This is a genomic window from Escherichia sp. E1130 (genome assembly GCF_005781065.1).
Classification (GTDB): Bacteria; Pseudomonadota; Gammaproteobacteria; order Enterobacterales; family Enterobacteriaceae; genus Escherichia.
In genome coordinates, this window is the sequence record NZ_VATL01000019.1 from 77334 (window position 1) to 94269 (window position 16936).

18 protein-coding genes are annotated in these 16936 nt (G+C 53.2%); 5 read left to right on the forward strand and 13 right to left on the reverse strand.

Annotation, left to right across the window (positions count from 1 at the left end; all coding sequences use genetic code 11):
• Positions 1–38: 38 nt before the first annotated feature.
• The 8 genes from tyrR to pspA all read right to left on the reverse strand — a co-directional run bounded on the left by tyrR (position 39) and on the right by pspA (position 6225).
• The gene (gene tyrR / locus FEK66_RS18050) at positions 39–1580 is read right to left on the reverse strand and encodes a transcriptional regulator TyrR (RefSeq protein WP_130208787.1); all 1542 of its coding nucleotides are present in this window, start codon (positions 1578–1580) and stop codon (positions 39–41) included.
• Positions 1581–1726: 146 nt separating this feature from the next.
• On the reverse strand, positions 1727–2788 hold the full coding sequence (locus FEK66_RS18055) for a YcjF family protein (protein ID WP_138211519.1): 1062 nt from the start codon (positions 2786–2788) through the stop codon (positions 1727–1729).
• Positions 2785–4182: a YcjX family protein gene (locus FEK66_RS18060; protein WP_130260914.1), complete on the reverse strand. Its 1398-nt coding sequence runs from the start codon at positions 4180–4182 to the stop codon at positions 2785–2787. Before FEK66_RS18060 ends, FEK66_RS18055 begins: the two co-directional genes overlap by 4 nt.
• A gap of 118 nt (positions 4183–4300) precedes the next feature.
• Complete coding sequence (gene pspE, locus FEK66_RS18065; protein ID WP_064527288.1) at positions 4301–4615, reverse strand: thiosulfate sulfurtransferase PspE; 315 nt, start codon at positions 4613–4615, stop codon at positions 4301–4303.
• Between the two features lie 74 nt (positions 4616–4689).
• A complete protein-coding gene (gene pspD / locus FEK66_RS18070) occupies positions 4690–4911 on the reverse strand; it encodes a phage shock protein PspD (RefSeq protein WP_096839698.1) in 222 nt (73 codons plus the stop codon).
• A gap of 8 nt (positions 4912–4919) precedes the next feature.
• On the reverse strand, positions 4920–5279 hold the full coding sequence (gene pspC, locus FEK66_RS18075) for an envelope stress response membrane protein PspC (protein ID WP_130208793.1): 360 nt from the start codon (positions 5277–5279) through the stop codon (positions 4920–4922).
• On the reverse strand, positions 5279–5503 hold the full coding sequence (gene pspB, locus FEK66_RS18080) for an envelope stress response membrane protein PspB (protein WP_001274965.1): 225 nt from the start codon (positions 5501–5503) through the stop codon (positions 5279–5281). Before pspB ends, pspC begins: the two co-directional genes overlap by 1 nt.
• Positions 5504–5556: 53 nt before the next feature.
• Positions 5557–6225, reverse strand: a complete 669-nt coding sequence (gene pspA, locus FEK66_RS18085; protein WP_000511019.1) for a phage shock protein PspA — start codon at positions 6223–6225, stop codon at positions 5557–5559.
• Positions 6226–6391: 166 nt separating this feature from the next.
• On the opposite strand from pspA, the gene pspF reads away from it, so the two are divergent.
• A complete protein-coding gene (pspF, locus tag FEK66_RS18090; protein ID WP_130208795.1) occupies positions 6392–7369 on the forward strand; it encodes a phage shock protein operon transcriptional activator in 978 nt (325 codons plus the stop codon).
• A gap of 131 nt (positions 7370–7500) precedes the next feature.
• On the opposite strand, the gene puuE is transcribed toward pspF, so the two are convergent.
• From puuE to puuD, 5 genes are all read right to left on the reverse strand, one after another.
• Positions 7501–8766, reverse strand: a complete 1266-nt coding sequence (gene puuE, locus FEK66_RS18095; RefSeq protein WP_131161811.1) for a 4-aminobutyrate transaminase — start codon at positions 8764–8766, stop codon at positions 7501–7503.
• Between the two features lie 37 nt (positions 8767–8803).
• Complete coding sequence (gene puuB, locus FEK66_RS18100; protein ID WP_135493862.1) at positions 8804–10084, reverse strand: gamma-glutamylputrescine oxidase; 1281 nt, start codon at positions 10082–10084, stop codon at positions 8804–8806.
• A 1-nt stretch (position 10085) separates the two neighbouring features.
• Positions 10086–11573 (reverse strand): aldehyde dehydrogenase PuuC, encoded by a 1488-nt coding sequence (puuC, locus tag FEK66_RS18105; protein ID WP_135493860.1) that lies wholly within the window; start codon positions 11571–11573, stop codon positions 10086–10088.
• Between the two features lie 164 nt (positions 11574–11737).
• Positions 11738–12295, reverse strand: coding sequence for an HTH-type transcriptional regulator PuuR (puuR, locus tag FEK66_RS18110; protein WP_001278727.1), 558 nt, complete (start codon positions 12293–12295; stop codon positions 11738–11740).
• A 25-nt stretch (positions 12296–12320) separates the two neighbouring features.
• Positions 12321–13085, reverse strand: a complete 765-nt coding sequence (puuD, locus tag FEK66_RS18115; protein WP_130260919.1) for a gamma-glutamyl-gamma-aminobutyrate hydrolase — start codon at positions 13083–13085, stop codon at positions 12321–12323.
• 211 nt (positions 13086–13296) lie between these two features.
• Between puuD and puuA the strand changes: the two genes are divergently transcribed.
• The 4 genes from puuA to FEK66_RS18135 all read left to right on the forward strand — a co-directional run bounded on the left by puuA (position 13297) and on the right by FEK66_RS18135 (position 16783).
• Entirely contained in the window at positions 13297–14715 is a 1419-nt protein-coding gene (puuA, locus tag FEK66_RS18120) for a glutamate-putrescine ligase (RefSeq protein ID WP_130208805.1), read from the forward strand.
• Between the two features lie 148 nt (positions 14716–14863).
• Complete coding sequence (locus FEK66_RS18125; protein ID WP_130208911.1) at positions 14864–15028, forward strand: hypothetical protein; 165 nt, start codon at positions 14864–14866, stop codon at positions 15026–15028.
• Positions 15018–16403, forward strand: coding sequence for a putrescine/proton symporter PuuP (puuP, locus tag FEK66_RS18130; protein WP_135493858.1), 1386 nt, complete (start codon positions 15018–15020; stop codon positions 16401–16403). Before FEK66_RS18125 ends, puuP begins: the two co-directional genes overlap by 11 nt.
• A 134-nt stretch (positions 16404–16537) precedes the next feature.
• Positions 16538–16783, forward strand: a complete 246-nt coding sequence (locus FEK66_RS18135; RefSeq protein WP_130208809.1) for a YmjA family protein — start codon at positions 16538–16540, stop codon at positions 16781–16783.
• Positions 16784–16936: the final 153 nt, after the last annotated feature.

Sequence of the window (16936 nt, forward strand, 5' to 3'; positions counted from 1 at the left end):
ATGCCTGATGGTATTGCGCCATCAGGCATTTATCCCACTTATTCTTCGCTCTTCTTCTGACTCAATCCATATTCCCGCAGTTTATTGGCAATCGCGGTGTGTGAAACGCCCAAACGTTTTGCCAGTTTGCGCGTACTGGGGTAATTGCGATAAAGCTGGGTTAATACCGAACGTTCAAAACGGCTGGTGATTTCGTCCAGCGAACCTTCCATAGCATCTTCACCAACGGCCACAGTTGCAGCGTCATAATCTGGCAGCAAAATATCCTGCGGACGCAGTTCATAACCTTCCAGTTGCGTCAGTGCGCGGTAAATGGCGTTTTTCAACTGCCGCACGTTACCCGGCCATGCATAACGTGTAAGCACGGTATTCAGATCTGCAGCTAATTTCGGACGTGGCACGCCCTGCTCGTCAGCAAATCGGGCAACAAATAGCTCGGTTAACGGCATGATGTCCTGCGGACAGTCCCGCAGCGGCGGCAGATTTAACGTCAGCACGTTCAGACGATAATAGAGATCTTCGCGGAACATGCCTTTTTGCACCAGCTCGACCAGATTCTTCTGCGTCGCGCAAATTACCCGCACATCCACATGCACTTCGTGGTCTTCCCCAACGCGACGGAAAGTGCCATCGTTGAGAAAACGCAATAATTTTGCCTGCATTCGCGGCGACATCTCGCCAATCTCATCCAGCAAAACCGAGCCGCCGTTCGCCTGTTCGAAGAATCCTTTTTTCCCCTCTGGCGCATGCCCGAACAGTTCACTCTCTACAGCATCTTCTGGAATAGAAGCACAGTTCAGCGCCAGATAAGGTTTGCTCGCACGCGGGCTTGCCTGATGGCAAGCGTAAGCAAAGAGATCTTTACCCGTGCCGGTATCACCCGTGATTAGCAGCGGCGCGCTTAACATTGCTAACTTTTGCGCCTGCTCTACCGCATGCTTCATTTTAGGACTGATGGCGACAATCTGACTGAAGGCGCTGACATCCTGGGCAGCCACATTTTGCAACTGACGGCCCATACGGATTGTTGAGCGCAGCATCACTACCGCACCGGTCAGGACATGTTGGTCGTTTTCATCCTGAAGATAGACAGGCGTTATCTCCATCAGGAAATTTTGTCCATTAATCACTACATGTTCGTTATGTGAATCTTGCGGGTCGCTCTCAAGCCAACGTAAAAAATTAAATCCGTTAATCAATTGCGCAGCGGTATGATTGCGTAAGCGATCCAGTTTTTGCCCGAATAGCTGACAGCTCGCCGGGTTTGCCATGTCCACCTTGCTTTTCATATCGACAGAAAGCACGGGTTCAGGCAGTGCTTCAAGCAATGCGCTCAACGCCTGATGTTCTCGCTCGGAAGGCATCCACGGCACAGTGCGCACATCGGTAACGCCCGCGATACGGCGTATTTCCGCCATCAAACTGCTGAAACTGTCAAAATCCAGTTCGGCAAAATTCAGGTAAATCCGCCCGATTGGGTCAATCTCAATACCGCGTAAATCGATGCCTCTTAGCACCAGTAGGTCGAGCAATTCGCGGGTCAGACCGAGTCGGTCTTCACAAAAGACTTCCAGACGCATGGGAACCTTCACATGAAAAAGAACAATAAATATGATGATATGACACTATTCGAGTGGCAGGAAGGTTTCTGTCAACAAACATTGACACAACGATGGATAAACGGGCACTTCGGCGTAAAGGTATCCGATCAGTGCCCGAAAGTGCACTATTTTTCGCCGGACGTTTTGCTCTTTTGCAACGTCTCTTTTACCTGACCGATGAGCTGACGACGGAAATCACCCAAACGTGGTTTGTCATTGTCAATCCACGGCAGCGGGCGGCAAAGTTCCATAGCTTTGATCCCCAGTCGTGCGGTCAGTAACCCGGCACCTATTCCCTGCGCGGCGCGAGTAGACAAGCGCGCGGCGAGATCCTGCGACATCCAGTCCATCCCCACTTCACGTACCAGTTCGCTGGCACCCGCGAAAGCGATATTCAGCAAGACCAGTTTAAACAGGCGCAGGCGGCTGTAATACCCCAGTTCAATGCCATACAGCGTGGCGATGCGATTAATCAGGCGCAAATTACGCCAGGCGATGAAGGCCATATCCACCAGCGCCAGCGGGCTGACCGCAATCATCAACGTCGACTCCGCCGCTGATCGGCTGATTTCGCGCCGCGCCTGGGCATCTAAAACCGGCTGGACCAGGTGAGCATACAAACTAACCACTTCACGATCGTTCTGCGTTTCATGGATTGAGGCATACCAGCGCTGCAGCGCCGGATGAGACTGATCAATACCCGCCTGCTGCGCCAGTTTTTCGCAAAACGCGCGGCCTTTACCCGTGCCGTGACTGTGTAACAAATCGCGCGCTTCATCGCGTTCATGAGCACGCTGGCGCAAGCGCCATAAGCGCCGCCACTCTGTCACTACAGACCCTACGCCTGCACCAATAATCAATGCTCCTGCGGCACAACCGCCCAGCGCCACCCAGTCCTGAGTTTGCCAGGCATTCATTGTCCACTGTACACCCTGGCCGACAACGCTTGCGCCAAACAGCGCCAGCCCGCCCATCACCATTTTGCGCCACAGACTGCGTTTCGGACGTAACGCTGCGTCCATCACCGCTTCAATTTGCCCCTCTTCTTCCTGTGCTTCATCGAGCGTTGCCGGGGCAAAATTTTGCGCCTGACTTTCGTCAAAGGTCTGCTGCGCCCTGAATTTTGGACTCTGATCGACCTCCAGCGGACCGTCGAAATCAATACGTGGTTTTAACGGTTCGGTCATCGCAATTTATCTCCTATTAAAAATTCCAGCGCAGCATCAAGACGAATATGCGGCAGCGGTTTGTCGACATCCATCACCTGCGGACGAAACGCCTCAAACTGGAAGCCTTGCTTATCCCAGAACGCCTGACCAGGCAAACGTGCGGGAACTTCGCCAGGATATACAGTGAGCGGTGCGCCATCGCTGAGTCGATTACCGCGCAGCGCCGGGATTTTCTCACCGTTAACATCAATAATGCCGCTGGTGGTCGCCTGAACTGACGCCAGCCCCAGGCAGTCCATGCTGATCCCTTCGAACGCCGCATTTTGCCAGGCATCCTGAATCAGTTGTTGCAGTAATGAAACCATATTGGCGTGCTGATCGATGGTCACATGGTCCGCTTTAGTAGCAGCAAACAACAGTTTGTCGATTACCGGCGAGAACAAGCGCCGGAACAGGGTACGCTGCCCGTAGTGGAAACTTTGCATCAGCTGCGTCAGCGCCAGACGCATATCATTAAATGCCTGTGGCCCACTGTTGAGAGGTTGCAGGCAATCCACCAGCACAATCTGGCGGTCAAAGCGCAGAAAATGATTCTTATAGAACCCTTTCACCACCTTCTCACAATAATAATTAAACCGCTCGCGCAGCATTCCGGCGTTGGTGTGTTTATCGGCCTGCGCCAGTTTGGACTCGCCCCAGGCATCGACATCAGGCCACGGGAAGAATTGCAGCGCGGGCGCTCCTGCCATATCGCCAGGCAAAACAAAGCGCCCTGGCTGAATAAAGTGCAGCCCCTGCTGTTTACACTGGTGGAGATAATCGGTCCACGCGGCGGCAATATCCGCCAGTCGGTTTTCGTCGGCAGGCGCTAACGGATCCAGCCCTTCGCTCATCATTCGCCATTTCGCCGACCATTCGCCGCGCTGACCATTGAGTAAGCCCGTCATCTGCCGCGACCAACTTAAGTAATCCTGCGCCAGCATCGGCAGGTCGAGCAGCCATTCGCCGGGATAATCCACAATCTCCAGATACAGCGTGGAGGTGTCTTTGAAGTGACGCAGCAGTGAATCATTCGATTTAAAACGTAGCGCCAGGCGGATTTCACTGACGCCGCGCGTTGGCGTCGGCCAGGCGGGAGGATCGCCATATAACTGCGCCAGCCCTTCATCATAGGTGAAGCGCGGAATACCAAAGTCACGCTGGGGAATGCGTTTTACGCCCAGCAGGCGCTCCTCACGCACCGCGCTTAATAGCGGCAAGCGTGCTCCGGCATGAATATTGAGCAACTGATTAACCATCGCGGTGATAAACGCTGTTTTGCCGCTGCGGCTAAGTCCGGTTACAGCGAGGCGCAGATGTCTGTCGACACCCCGATTCACCAGCGCATTAAGTTCATTTTTAAGTCGCTTCATTGCTGTCCTGTGCCAGAAAGCCGTAGAAAGGATTAGATACTGGAGATAATAATGTGGGTTAATTTTGATTTATCAAATGAATAAGCGGCGTTAGTTACACCGCTCAGGCAATAATTTGTTAACCTTTGACCTTCGGCATTTCGATGTCTTTCAGGCCACCGACGTTCTCAACGTGGGTATATCCCATCTCGTTGAGGATCTCTTTTGCCTGCCCGGACTGGCGTCCGGCGTTGCAATACACTTTCACGGTGTCGTTTTTATCCGGAACGGCGGTGGCTATGCGCTCTTTCACTTCCTTCAGGGGAATGTTGATGGCCCCCTGAACGTGCTCTTGCTGATACTGCTCTGGAACACGAACATCTATCCAGTGTTCAGCGGCGAAAACAGGCAGTGAAAACACCAGAGTCAGGGCAAGTAAGCCTTTTTTAAACATATAAGTATCCTTCTATGGATGAAAATTGCCATCCATTATACGCCTGAGATCTAACAATTTTTGCGGAACTCCCCTCACCTTTTATAACGCTGCGCCAGTTTATTGGCCGCCCGACTTAATAGCGGTTCCAGCGCCACAGCCAGCAACATTTTCAGCGGTCGGCGAGCAACTGATTTTATCGCCCAACCAGCCACACCCGCCGGGCCATAGCGCAGTGCGGTAAGAAGTACCAGCTTGCCTGCTAATTTGAAACCAGGCTTCATCTTTTGCCCGGCCTGTTGCCAGCGAGTATTCATAACTTTCCTCACAGTTGACGGAAACGACTACGTAGCGTGAAGGTGTCGGAAGTGACATAACGTTCCATCTCGCGTAAACGCGTTTCACTGGCCGCCAGTTCACGGTCGACTTCATCCAGCAATTCGCTGCTGGAAGGTTGTTGTTCACCAAATGCCATGTTGTCAGGCATCGGATCAAGCGCAAATGACAAAATGATGTAAGCAACCAAGGTAAACAGCGCCAGGCCGAAGAAAATCGACAGCACCACCAGAATACGTACCAGTTTTACCGGTACATCAAAATAGTTAGCAATCCCGGCACAGACCCCGCGAACCATGCCCTGTTGTGGAATGCGCCATAATTTTTTATTGAGATTAATACCCGCCATTAGCGATCCCTCCAGTTCGGATGTTCAGCATCAAGAATGGATTCCAGCGCCTGAATACGCTCGCGCATCCGTTTTGCTTCATCAGCCAATTGCGCTAATCGCTGTTGTTCGCTTTGCGAAAGCTCTCCACGACTGGAGCGGTTGCTGTAATGCAGCCATAACCAAATCGGTAAAACAAACAGCACAAAGATGGTTAACGGAATAGCCAGAAATAGCGCGCTCATAAGGACTCCTTAAGGGATGAGCGGCGGCGTGTTCGGACGCCGCCTGGATGTTATTATTGATTGTCTTGCTTCATTTTGGCTTTTAATTGTGCCAGTTGCTCGCTGATTGCATCATCAGCTTTCAGCTCGGCAAACTGATCATCCAGCGATTTTTGTTTGCCGAAACTGTGGCTTTCCGCTTCTGCTTCCATCTGGTCGATACGGCGCTCGAAAGATTCGAAACGGGCCATCGCTTCATCCAGTTTGCCACTGTCCAACTGACGACGCACATCGCGCGACGAGTTTGCCGCCTGATGGCGTAACATCAATGCCTGCTGGCGAGCACGAGTTTCGCTCAATTTGTTTTCCAGCTCGCCAATCTCTTTCTTCATACGCACCAGCGTATCGTCCACCAGCGTCACTTCATGTTCCAGGGACTTAATCAGATCGGTCAGTTTCTGTTTTTCAATTAACGCCGCACGCGCCAGGTCTTCTCTATCTTTCAGCAGTGCCAGTTCGGCTTTTTCCTGCCACTCAACTTCACGCGCCGACGCTTGTTCAATACGGCGAGTCAGCTGTTTCTTTTCCGCCAGCGCACGTGCCGAAGTAGAACGCACTTCAACCAGCGTGTCTTCCATTTCCTGGATCATCAGACGCACCAGTTTCTGCGGATCTTCCGCTTTCTCTAACAGAGCGTTGATGTTGGCATTCACGATGTCGGCAAAGCGAGAAAAAATACCCATAATGTTGTCCTCTTGATTTCTTCGTTCAGGATTGTCCTGCTGAACTGTTAATACAATTTGCGTGCCAATTTTTTATCTTTTTGATTTATAAAGATCTGATTGAAGAATCAACAGCAACATGCCAGGATGAATTAGCGAATTACACTAACAAGTGGCGAATTTCATCATGGCAGAATACAAAGATAACTTACTCGGTGAGGCGAACAGCTTTCTCGAAGTTTTAGAGCAGGTTTCGCATCTCGCACCGCTGGACAAACCGGTGCTCATCATCGGCGAGCGCGGAACAGGTAAAGAGCTGATCGCCAGCCGTCTGCATTATCTCTCCTCTCGTTGGCAAGGGCCGTTTATTTCCCTTAACTGCGCGGCGTTAAATGAAAATCTGCTGGATTCCGAACTATTTGGTCACGAAGCGGGGGCGTTTACCGGTGCGCAAAAACGTCATCCAGGGAGATTTGAACGTGCCGACGGCGGTACGCTGTTTCTTGATGAACTCGCTACGGCACCGATGATGGTGCAGGAAAAATTATTGCGCGTGATTGAGTATGGTGAACTGGAGCGCGTTGGCGGCAGCCAGCCATTGCAGGTGAATGTGCGGTTGGTATGCGCGACGAATGCCGATCTTCCGGCGATGGTCAATGAAGGTACTTTTCGCGCTGACCTGCTCGACCGGCTGGCTTTTGATGTTGTGCAACTGCCACCACTGCGCGAACGCGAAAGCGACATTATGTTGATGGCAGAACATTTTGCCATCCAGATGTGTCGGGAAATCAAACTGCCTCTGTTCCCGGGTTTTACCGAGCGCGCCAGAGAAACGTTGCTGAATTATCGCTGGCCGGGAAATATTCGTGAATTGAAAAACGTGGTGGAACGTTCGGTGTATCGCCACGGCACCAGCGATTATCCGCTTGATGACATCATTATTGATCCCTTTAAACGGCGTCCACCTGAAGAAGCCATCGCCGTTTCAGAAACCACCTTGCTTCCGACGCTGCCGCTGGATTTACGTGAGTTTCAGATGCAGCAGGAAAAAGAGTTGCTACAACTCAGTTTGCAACAGGGGAAATATAACCAGAAACGCGCAGCTGAATTGCTGGGATTAACCTATCATCAGTTCCGCGCGTTGTTGAAAAAGCACCAGATTTAGCGAAGTTGGGCAATACAACTTGCCGGATACGGCGTGAACGCCTTATTCGGCCTACATAATCAATACGTCATTTGTAGGCCTGATAAGCGCGGCGCATCAGGCATTATTGCGTTGGCCTTCGCTTCTGCGTATTAATCTCTCAGCGCATCCTGCAAAATTTTCATTGCCGCATCGAATTGCGCATCCGGGATGGTCAGCGGGTACAGGAAACGAATCACGTTGCCGTATGCGCCACAGGTCAGGAGTAGCAGCCCCTGCGCCAGCGCACGTTGCTGGATTTTCTGCGCAATCTCCGCTGACGGTTCGCCCGTTTGCGGATCGTTAAACTCTGCTGCAATCATCGACCCCAGACCACGTACTGCCGCGATCGCCGGAACGTTTTCTTTGGCCTCAATAAGCGTGTTTGTCAGGCGCTGGCCCAGTTGATTCGCGCGTTCGCAAAGTGATTCTTTGTCGATAATGTTGAGCACCGCGTGCGCGGCAGCCACCGCCAGCGGGTTCCCGGCGTAGGTACCGCCAAGTCCGCCCGGCGCGGGGGCGTCCATAATATTCGCGTTACCGACCACGCCTGAAAGCGGCATCCCGCCCGCGAGGCTTTTCGCCATGGTCATTAAATCCGGCTTATCGGCGTAGTGATCCATGGCAAACAGTTTACCGGTACGCGCAAACCCGCTTTGCACTTCATCAGCAATCATCACAATACCGTGCTCGTCGCACAGACGGCGAATCGCAGAAACCAGCTCTTTTGGCGCCACGTTAAAGCCGCCCTCGCCCTGCACCGGTTCGAAAATAATGGCGGCAACCTGCTTCGCTTCGATGTCTGATTTAAACAGACGCTCGATGGCGTCGAGGGAATCTTGCGTCGAAATGCCCTGTAAATCTGACGGATACGGCACGTGATACACCGAACCGGGGAACGGGCCGAAGCCGATTTTGTACGGCGCGACCTTTCCAGTTAACGCCATGGTCATATACGTGCGACCATGGAAGCCGCCGCTAAACGCAATCACACCAGGGCGTCCGGTATGGGCGCGGGCGATTTTCACCGCATTTTCCACCGCTTCAGCACCGGTGGTGAAGAACGCGGTTTTAGCCTGCCCGCTCACCGGGGCAAGGGCGTTAATTTTCTCCGCCAGCGTGACGTAGCTTTCGTATGGCACAATCTGGTACGCCGTGTGGGTAAACTGTTGCAGTTGCTGCTCCACCGCCGCCACCAGTTCAGGGTGACGATGACCGGTATTCAGCACCGCAATGCCTGCGGCGAAATCGATGTACTCGTTGCCCTCAACATCCTTCAGCGTGGCGTTTTCAGCCGACTGGGCGAAGAAGTTACACATCACGCCAACCCCGCGCGGGGTGGCAGAAAGACGACGCTGATGGAATTCATTGTTGCTCATGTTTCACACCTTTTGACTCTTCACGGTTAATCGGAAATTAAACGCCCAGACGATCGCGCAGGCTGTAATAAGCCGCGCCCATCGCGGTAAACGGCACGCGCAGCGTGCGCCCGCCTGGGAACGGGTAATGCGGCAGATTGGCGAAGGCGTCGAAACGCTCGGCGTCACCGCGCAGCAGTTCGGCAATCAAGCGCCCTGCAAGATGGGTACAGGTGACGCCGTGTCCGCTGTAGCCCTGCATGTAATAAATGTTGGTATCAAGGCGACCGAACTGCGGCATCCGTGAAAGGGTCAGCAGGAAGTTGCCCGTCCAGCGGTAATCAATTTTCACGCCCTTCAGCTGCGGGAAGGTTTTCAGCAGTTTCGGCACCACAAGACGCTCAACGTCATCCGGGTCGCGCGCGCCGTACACCACACCGCCGCCGTACAGCAGGCGGTTGTCGGCGGTAAGACGGTAGTAATCAAGCAGATAATTACAGTCTTCAACGCAGTAGTTTTTCGGGATCAGCGAACGGGCTAACTCATCGCAAAGCCGCTCGGTGGTGATCACCTGAGTGCCGCACGGCATGCTGCGTTTCGCCAGTTCCGGCTCCACTTTATCGCCCAGGTACGCATTCCCGGCGACAATCACATACTTCGCCGTCACCTGGCCTTTGGCAGTGCGCACCACCGCTGGCGTGGTGTGCTGGATCTGAGTCACCGCAGAGAGCTCATACACGCGCCCACCGTTCAGGCGGATGGCGTCCGCTTCGCCAATGGCGAGGTTCAACGGGTGGATATGCCCGCCACTGTGATCCAGCAGCGCGCCGGTGTAGCGATCGCTGGCCACTTCGCGGCGAATGGCGTTGGCGTCCAGCATCTCCAGCTGTTTATTACCGTAGCGTTCCCAGTTCTCTTTCTGCTCTTCGAGCGTGGCGAGCTGTTTATCATTCATCGCTACAAACAGGCCGCCGGGGCGGTAGTCGCAGTCAATCTGATAACGTTTGATACGTTCGCGGATGATCTCACCACCCTCAAACATCATGCTGCCAAGCATACGGGCGGTGTCCATGCCGTAGCTTTTTTCGATAACGTCGATGTCGCGGCTGTAGGAGTTTACAAGCTGCCCGCCGTTGCGCCCGCTGGCGCCAAATCCGATGCGTGAGGCTTCGAGAACCACTACGTCAAAGCCCGCTTCCGCCAGATGCAGCGCGGAAGACAGCCCGGTATAGCCGCCACCGACCACGCAAACGTCGCAGGAAATCGACTCATTCAGCGTGTCGAATTGCGCGTATTGATTCGCACTGGCGGCGTAGTAACTGCTGGTATGTTCGGTCATTTCAGGCCTCCAGGCTTATCCAGATGGTTTTAAGTTCGGTGAATTTTTCCAGCGCGTGCAGGGATTTGTCGCGACCATTGCCGCTCTGCTTATAGCCGCCAAATGGCACGGTCATATCGCCGTCGTTGTAGTTATTGACGAAGACGGAACCAGCTTTCAGGCGGCGGCTCATGCGGTGCGCACGGGAGAGATCGCGCGTCCATACCGCCGCGCCGAGCCCGTACTGGCTGTCATTAGCAAGCTGTAGCGCCTGATCTTCTGATGTGAAACGCGTGACCACCAGCACCGGGCCGAAAATCTCTTCGCGACTTAAGGACGCATTCGGGTCCACATCCACAAAGATGGTCGGGCCGATGGCCGCTGCCAGTTCGGCGTTGCGTCCATCCAGCAGCAGTTGCCCTTTGCCTTCGCCTTCACGAATAAAGCTATGCACCGAGTCGGCGTGAGCGCTGTCGATTAAGGTGCCCATGGTGGTCGCGGGATCAAGCGGATGGCCCGGCTGCCAGTTTTGCGCCTGCTGTTTTAACAGGGCTAAGAATTCATCGGCGATGCTCTCTTCCAGCAACAAACGCGTTCCAGCGATGCACACCTGGCCCTGGTTGTAGAAGATACCTGCGGCTGTTGCGCTCGCGGCTTTTTGCAGATCCGGACAGTCAGCGAAAACGATGTTGGCGCTTTTGCCGCCCGCTTCCAGCCAGACGCGTTTCATGTTGCTGTCGCCAGCATCTTTCAGCAGCTGTTTCCCGGTGCGGGTTGAACCAGTAAAGGCAATGGCGTCGATATCGTTATGACGCGACAGCGCCTGCCCCGCTTCATGACCAAACCCCGTCACCACATTCAGCACGCCATCCGGCAGACCTGCTTCTTTCGCCAGCCCCGCGAGACGAATCGCACTGAGCGGTGATTTTTCAGATGGTTTTAGAATCACGCTGTTCCCTGCCGCCAGCGCTGGGCCAAGCTTCCAGCAAGTCAGCAGCAGCGGAAAGTTCCACGGTACAATGGCAGCAAGCACGCCGACCGGTTCACGCACGATCATCGCCAGCTCATGGCTACTGGTGGTCGCCACTTCGCCATACACTTTGTCGATCGCTTCGGCGTACCAGCGAATGGCGCGCGCCGCGCCGGGAATATCATCACGCAGGCTGTGACGAATCGGTTTGCCGGTGTCGAGAGTTTCCAGCAGTGCCAGCTCTTCGGCGTTGGCTTCCATTAAGTCGGCGAGTTTATTCAGCACCGCTTTACGTTTTGCCGGGGCGGCCTGCGACCAGTCGCCGCGTTCAAATACGCCGCGTGCTGCGCTCACCGCACGGTCGATATCGGCGCTCTTGCCGCGCGCGATATTCGCCAGCGGTGCCTGGGTGACCGGATCAACGGTTTCAAAGGTTTCATTTTCCGCCGCAGCGGTATATTCACCGTTAATAAATAAGCGGGTTTCAATGGCGAGACTTAACGCTTTATCCTGCCAGTAAGCCAGATGATGAAAATTCATTATGACTCCTGTTTCACGTCTATCAGATATATGCAGTTTGTGAACGTCAGGGCGCAGAGATCCCCGGGCTGCATGCCCGTTTATTTCTGGCGACATTCTTTATAGATTGCCTTTATAGCTAGCCGGGTGGCGTTTCGCTTACCCGGCCTACAAAAGCAAAAAGATTAAAACGTGGTGGGCGTATGGGCGCTGATAATTCGGCAAATGCCTGCCGACGTATTACTGAAACTGTGCGGGATGCCGGTATTAATGGCATAACTTTGCCCCGCGACGAGATGATAATCCTGGCCGTTAATGGTCAGAACAATTTCACCTTCCAGTACAGTGCCTATTTCCTCACCCTGATGCTTAATTCTTTCCCCAGTGGTTGTGCCCGGCTGGTACGTTTCAAAGATCATCGCCAGCGTGCGATTCGGGTTACCGTTATGCACCAGCTTCATCGACACACCCTGACTGCCCATTTCAATTAAGTCGTCCTGATTAATGACGACCTGCGGTTCATCAGGTTTTTCCGGCTCGGAAAAGAATTCCGAGAGTGACAGACCATACACCTTCAGTAGCTTTTGCAGCGTACTGATGGCAGGGCTGACTTTATCTTGTTCTATCGTACTGATAGCACTGTGAGTCAGCCCGGAGAGTTCGGCGGCACGACGTTGTGAAAGCCCCTGCTGCTGGCGGATTTCTGACAAGCGTTTTCCTGGCGCCAGTCCCTCATCACTCATATTTGCATTTCCTTAACTGTAGTGGTCAGAGTCGCTGTTTTTCAGCGATATGGTTCTGACAAGCGGTGATAAAGCCCTCGAACAATATACGCGAAAGCGCGTACTCGCTACTGTTCCATTCCGGGTGCCACTGTACGCCCAGCGCGAAAGGATGATTGATGACGCTCACCGCCTCAACCAGGCCATCCGGCGAGCGAGCTTCAACACGCAACTGCGGGCTAACGACCTTCGCCCCTTGTCCATGCAGAGAGTTTACCCAAAAGTTGCTACATTCAGGTAACAATGCAGACAGTAATCCCCCCTCTTCAACCTGAACTTCGTGCGACGGCGCATATTGCTGCTCCACCGGCAGTTCGGGATCTTCACGATGTTCCAGCAATTCAGGCTGTTCGCACAGTTTGCGATGCAACGACCCACCGGTTGCTACCACCAGTTCCTGTAACCCCCGGCAGATGGCGAAAATGGGGATGCGCCTTTCGAGTGCAGCATTAATTAACGCCATGCTCAGAAGATCACGCCCGGGATCGGCGTCAGGCTCATCGCCGTTTTCACCATATAGGTGCGGCTGCACATTGCTGGGGCTACCTGGAAGATAAATGCCATCAAGTTTAGGCAGCAGTTCTTCAAGTAATGACGGTTCCGCCAGCGCATGTGGCAGCGCAATCGGTAAACCGCCCGCGTGGACGATGGCATTCAGGTACTTTTCTTGCAGAGTCTGGGTCGTATGACCCTTAAGCCTGTTCCTGCACATTACGACACCGATAACCGGATTGTTCATTATATTTTCCATGCTCAATCTCACAAAGTGGACTAAATTATCGCCATTACTGCGGTTTAAATGACCTTTATGTTCAATATTTTTTCAATCTAGCAGTCGATTTTCATTTTTGCAAACTCAATTTAACATTTGACAAACATTTAGCTTGCATACAGATTCGAATAGTGGTCATTATATTTTACGCTTTGCTATCGAGCGGAAAACAAACCAAAGGCGAAGAATCATGGAAACCAATATCGTTGAAGTAGAGAACTTTGTTCAGCAGTCAGAAGAGAGGCGGGGTAGCGCCTTTACGCAGGAAGTGAAACGCTACCTGGAGCGCTACCCGAATACACAATATGTTGATGTTTTACTTACTGATTTGAATGGTTGCTTCCGTGGGAAACGCATTCCTGTTTCAAGTCTGCAGAAGCTGGAGAAAGGGTGTTATTTCCCGGCCTCGGTGTTTGCAATGGATATTCTGGGCAATGTAGTAGAAGAAGCGGGCCTGGGTCAGGAAATGGGTGAACCAGATCGTACTTGTGTGCCAATACTCGGTACCTTAACCCCTTCTGCTGCCGATCCAGAGTTTATCGGTCAGATACTCCTGACCATGGTCGATGAAGATGGCGCTCCCTTTGACGTTGAGCCGCGGAACGTACTTAACCGTCTGTGGCAGCAGCTACGCCAGCGCGGATTGTTCCCGGTTGTAGCGGTAGAGCTGGAGTTCTATTTACTGGATCGCCAGCGCGACGCTGAAGGGTATCTGCAACCGCCCTGCGCGCCCGGCACCGATGACCGCAATACACAAAGTCAGGTTTACTCGGTTGATAACCTCAACCACTTCGCCGATGTGCTCAATGATATTGATGAACTGGCGCAGTTACAGTTAATTCCCGCCGACGGTGCGGTCGCCGAAGCCTCGCCAGGCCAGTTTGAAATCAACCTTTACCATACCGATAACGTGCTGGAAGCCTGCGATGATGCGCTGGCGCTAAAACGCCTGGTGCGCCTGATGGCAGAAAAGCATAAGATGCACGCCACTTTTATGGCGAAGCCGTATGAAGAGCACGCGGGCAGCGGGATGCATATCCATATCAGTATGCAAAATAATCGTGGCGAGAACGTGCTTTCTGACGCAGAAGGCGAAGATTCGCCGCTGCTGAAAAAGATGCTCGCCGGGATGATCGACCTGATGCCGTCATCAATGGCGCTGCTGGCGCCGAACGTGAATTCCTATCGCCGCTTCCAGCCAGGCATGTATGTGCCAACGCAGGCGTCGTGGGGCCATAACAACCGTACCGTCGCCCTGCGTATTCCGTGCGGCGATCGTCATAACCACCGCGTGGAATATCGCGTGGCAGGTGCCGATGCCAACCCATATCTGGTGATGGCAGCGATTTTTGCCGGTATTTTGCATGGCCTTGATAACGAACTGCCGTTGCAGGAAGAAGTAGAAGGCAACGGGCTGGAGCAGGAAGGCTTACCCTTCCCGATTCGCCAGAGCGATGCCCTGTGGGAGTTTATCGAGAACGATCATTTGCGCCGCTATTTAGGCGAGCGTTTTTGCCATGTGTATCACGCCTGTAAAAATGATGAGTTGTTGCAGTTTGAGCGCCTCATCACAGAAACAGAAATTGAGTGGATGTTGAAAAACGCATAGTACCCCTTGCGGGGTTGTTTCATCGGCCTGAGCGGAGCCAGGCCTGACATTTGCTGGTAATCCAGACATTTCCCGGATGTCGCGTTATGGAGCGCAGGCGGCAACGGGCTTCCGTTAACGATTAAGACTGTGACGAGGAAATGAGATGATGCCGATGATTAAATCCCCGCATGGCGAGGGAGGCTGCGTGTGCGCCCTCCCTGCGACTGACTGGACTCCGCCCCCTTTGCTTCCCTTGCTAAACAGGTTTGATTTCAGGTCGACACGACCGCAAACCTTATTACGCAGGGGAGGCAACAATTATGGCTATTAATTCACCACTGAATATTGCTGCGCAACCCGGCAAAACTAAACTGCGCAAGTCGCTGAAGTTGTGGCAGGTGGTGATGATGGGGCTTGCCTATCTCACGCCAATGACCGTGTTCGATACGTTTGGCATCGTTTCCGGTATTAGCAACGGTCACGTTCCGGCATCTTATTTGCTGGCGCTGGCGGGCGTGCTGTTTACCGCTATCAGCTACGGCAAACTGGTTCGCCAGTTCCCGGAGGCAGGTTCGGCCTATACCTACGCGCAAAAGTCGATTAACCCGCACGTCGGTTTTATGGTCGGCTGGTCATCGCTGCTGGATTACCTCTTTTTGCCGATGATCAACGTCTTGTTGGCGAAGATCTATCTCTCCGCCCTCTTCCCGGAAGTGCCACCGTGGGTGTGGGTGGTGACGTTCGTCGCCATCTTAACTGCCGCGAACCTGAAGAGCGTCAACCTGGTGGCTAACTTCAATACCCTGTTTGTGCTGGTGCAAATCTCCATCATGGTGGTGTTTATCTTCCTGGTGGTTCAGGGACTGCATAAAGGTGAAGGCGTTGGCACCGTCTGGTCACTTCAGCCGTTTATCAGCGAGAACGCGCACTTGATCCCGATTATTACCGGGGCGACGATTGTCTGTTTCTCGTTCCTCGGTTTCGATGCGGTGACCACGCTTTCGGAAGAGACGCCGGACGCCGCACGCGTGATCCCGAAAGCCATCTTCCTGACGGCGGTCTACGGCGGCGTTATCTTTATTGCGGCGTCGTTCTTTATGCAGCTGTTCTTCCCGGATATCAGCCGCTTTAAAGACCCGGACGCCGCGCTGCCGGAAATTGCGCTGTACGTCGGCGGCAAGCTGTTCCAGTCGATTTTCCTCTGCACCACGTTTGTGAACACGTTAGCGTCTGGCCTGGCTTCACATGCCAGCGTGTCGCGTCTGCTGTATGTGATGGGGCGTGACAATGTGTTTCCGGAGCGCGTGTTTGGCTATGTACACCCAAAATGGCGCACCCCGGCGCTGAACGTCATTATGGTCGGAATTGTCGCATTGTCGGCGTTGTTCTTCGATTTAGTCACCGCCACGGCGCTGATTAACTTCGGTGCGCTGGTGGCGTTTACCTTCGTTAACCTGTCGGTGTTCAACCACTTCTGGCGGCGCAAAGGGATGAATAAAAGCTGGAAGGAACACTTCCACTACTTACTGATGCCGCTGGTTGGCGCGCTGACGGTGGGTGTCCTGTGGGTTAACCTCGAAGCCACCTCGCTGACGTTAGGGCTGGTATGGGCTTCGTTAGGCGGCGCATATTTGTGGTATCTGATCCGCCGCTATCGCAAAGTGCCGTTGTATGATGGTGACAGAACGCCGGTGAGCGAAACGTAATATCCAGGATACACGGCGCATTATCCTGCCTGAGGGTAATGCGCCGCGCCATTAACTATAAAAAGATGTATGACCCGGATCACGAGTGCTATCATCCGCCCTTATGCTTAGCGCATTAACTCCAGGGGCAAACAATGAACCACGATATCCCATTAAAATATTTCGATATTGCCGATGAATACGCAACTGAATGCGCAGAACCTGTCGCAGACGCAGAACGCACACCGCTGGCCCATTACTTCCAGTTACTACTCACCCGTTTGATGAACAATGAAGAGATCAGCGAAGAAGCCCAGCATGACATGGCCGCTGAAGCGGGGATTAATCCCGCGCGCATTGATGAAATCGCAGAGTTTTTGAATCAATGGGGTAATGAATAATTATTTAATTGCAGACAGTCGGTCAGTATCGTTGCCCGGATAAAGCGTTCACGGCGCATCCGGCTATAAATGACACGCACCGCAGCCTGCTTTAATGGGTTTCTCACGATCGTACCACTCTGCTCTTCGCTAAGTTGTTCTGTGAGTTATAGT

Bases quoted from the DNA above. Each gene is read 5' to 3' on its own strand.
- pspD (WP_096839698.1), bottom strand. From the start codon at position 4,911: ATGAATACTCGCTGGCAACAGGCCGGGCAAAAGATGAAGCCTGGTTTC.
- pspB (WP_001274965.1), bottom strand. From the start codon at position 5,503: ATGAGCGCGCTATTTCTGGCTATTCCGTTAACCATCTTTGTGCTGTTT.
- puuB (WP_135493862.1), bottom strand. From the start codon at position 10,084: ATGACCGAACATACCAGCAGTTACTACGCCGCCAGTGCGAATCAATAC.
- puuP (WP_135493858.1), top strand. From the start codon at position 15,018: ATGGCTATTAATTCACCACTGAATATTGCTGCGCAACCCGGCAAAACT.
- pspC (WP_130208793.1), bottom strand. From the start codon at position 5,279: ATGGCGGGTATTAATCTCAATAAAAAATTATGGCGCATTCCACAACAG.
- puuA (WP_130208805.1), top strand. From the start codon at position 13,297: ATGGAAACCAATATCGTTGAAGTAGAGAACTTTGTTCAGCAGTCAGAA.
- puuC (WP_135493860.1), bottom strand. From the start codon at position 11,573: ATGAATTTTCATCATCTGGCTTACTGGCAGGATAAAGCGTTAAGTCTC.
- FEK66_RS18060 (WP_130260914.1), bottom strand. From the start codon at position 4,182: ATGAAGCGACTTAAAAATGAACTTAATGCGCTGGTGAATCGGGGTGTC.
- tyrR (WP_130208787.1), bottom strand. From the start codon at position 1,580: ATGCGTCTGGAAGTCTTTTGTGAAGACCGACTCGGTCTGACCCGCGAA.
- FEK66_RS18125 (WP_130208911.1), top strand. From the start codon at position 14,864: ATGCCGATGATTAAATCCCCGCATGGCGAGGGAGGCTGCGTGTGCGCC.
- pspE (WP_064527288.1), bottom strand. From the start codon at position 4,615: ATGTTTAAAAAAGGCTTACTTGCCCTGACTCTGGTGTTTTCACTGCCT.
- puuE (WP_131161811.1), bottom strand. From the start codon at position 8,766: ATGAGCAACAATGAATTCCATCAGCGTCGTCTTTCTGCCACCCCGCGC.
- FEK66_RS18055 (WP_138211519.1), bottom strand. From the start codon at position 2,788: ATGACCGAACCGTTAAAACCACGTATTGATTTCGACGGTCCGCTGGAG.
- pspA (WP_000511019.1), bottom strand. From the start codon at position 6,225: ATGGGTATTTTTTCTCGCTTTGCCGACATCGTGAATGCCAACATCAAC.
- puuR (WP_001278727.1), bottom strand. From the start codon at position 12,295: ATGAGTGATGAGGGACTGGCGCCAGGAAAACGCTTGTCAGAAATCCGC.
- puuD (WP_130260919.1), bottom strand. From the start codon at position 13,085: ATGGAAAATATAATGAACAATCCGGTTATCGGTGTCGTAATGTGCAGG.
- pspF (WP_130208795.1), top strand. From the start codon at position 6,392: ATGGCAGAATACAAAGATAACTTACTCGGTGAGGCGAACAGCTTTCTC.
- FEK66_RS18135 (WP_130208809.1), top strand. From the start codon at position 16,538: ATGAACCACGATATCCCATTAAAATATTTCGATATTGCCGATGAATAC.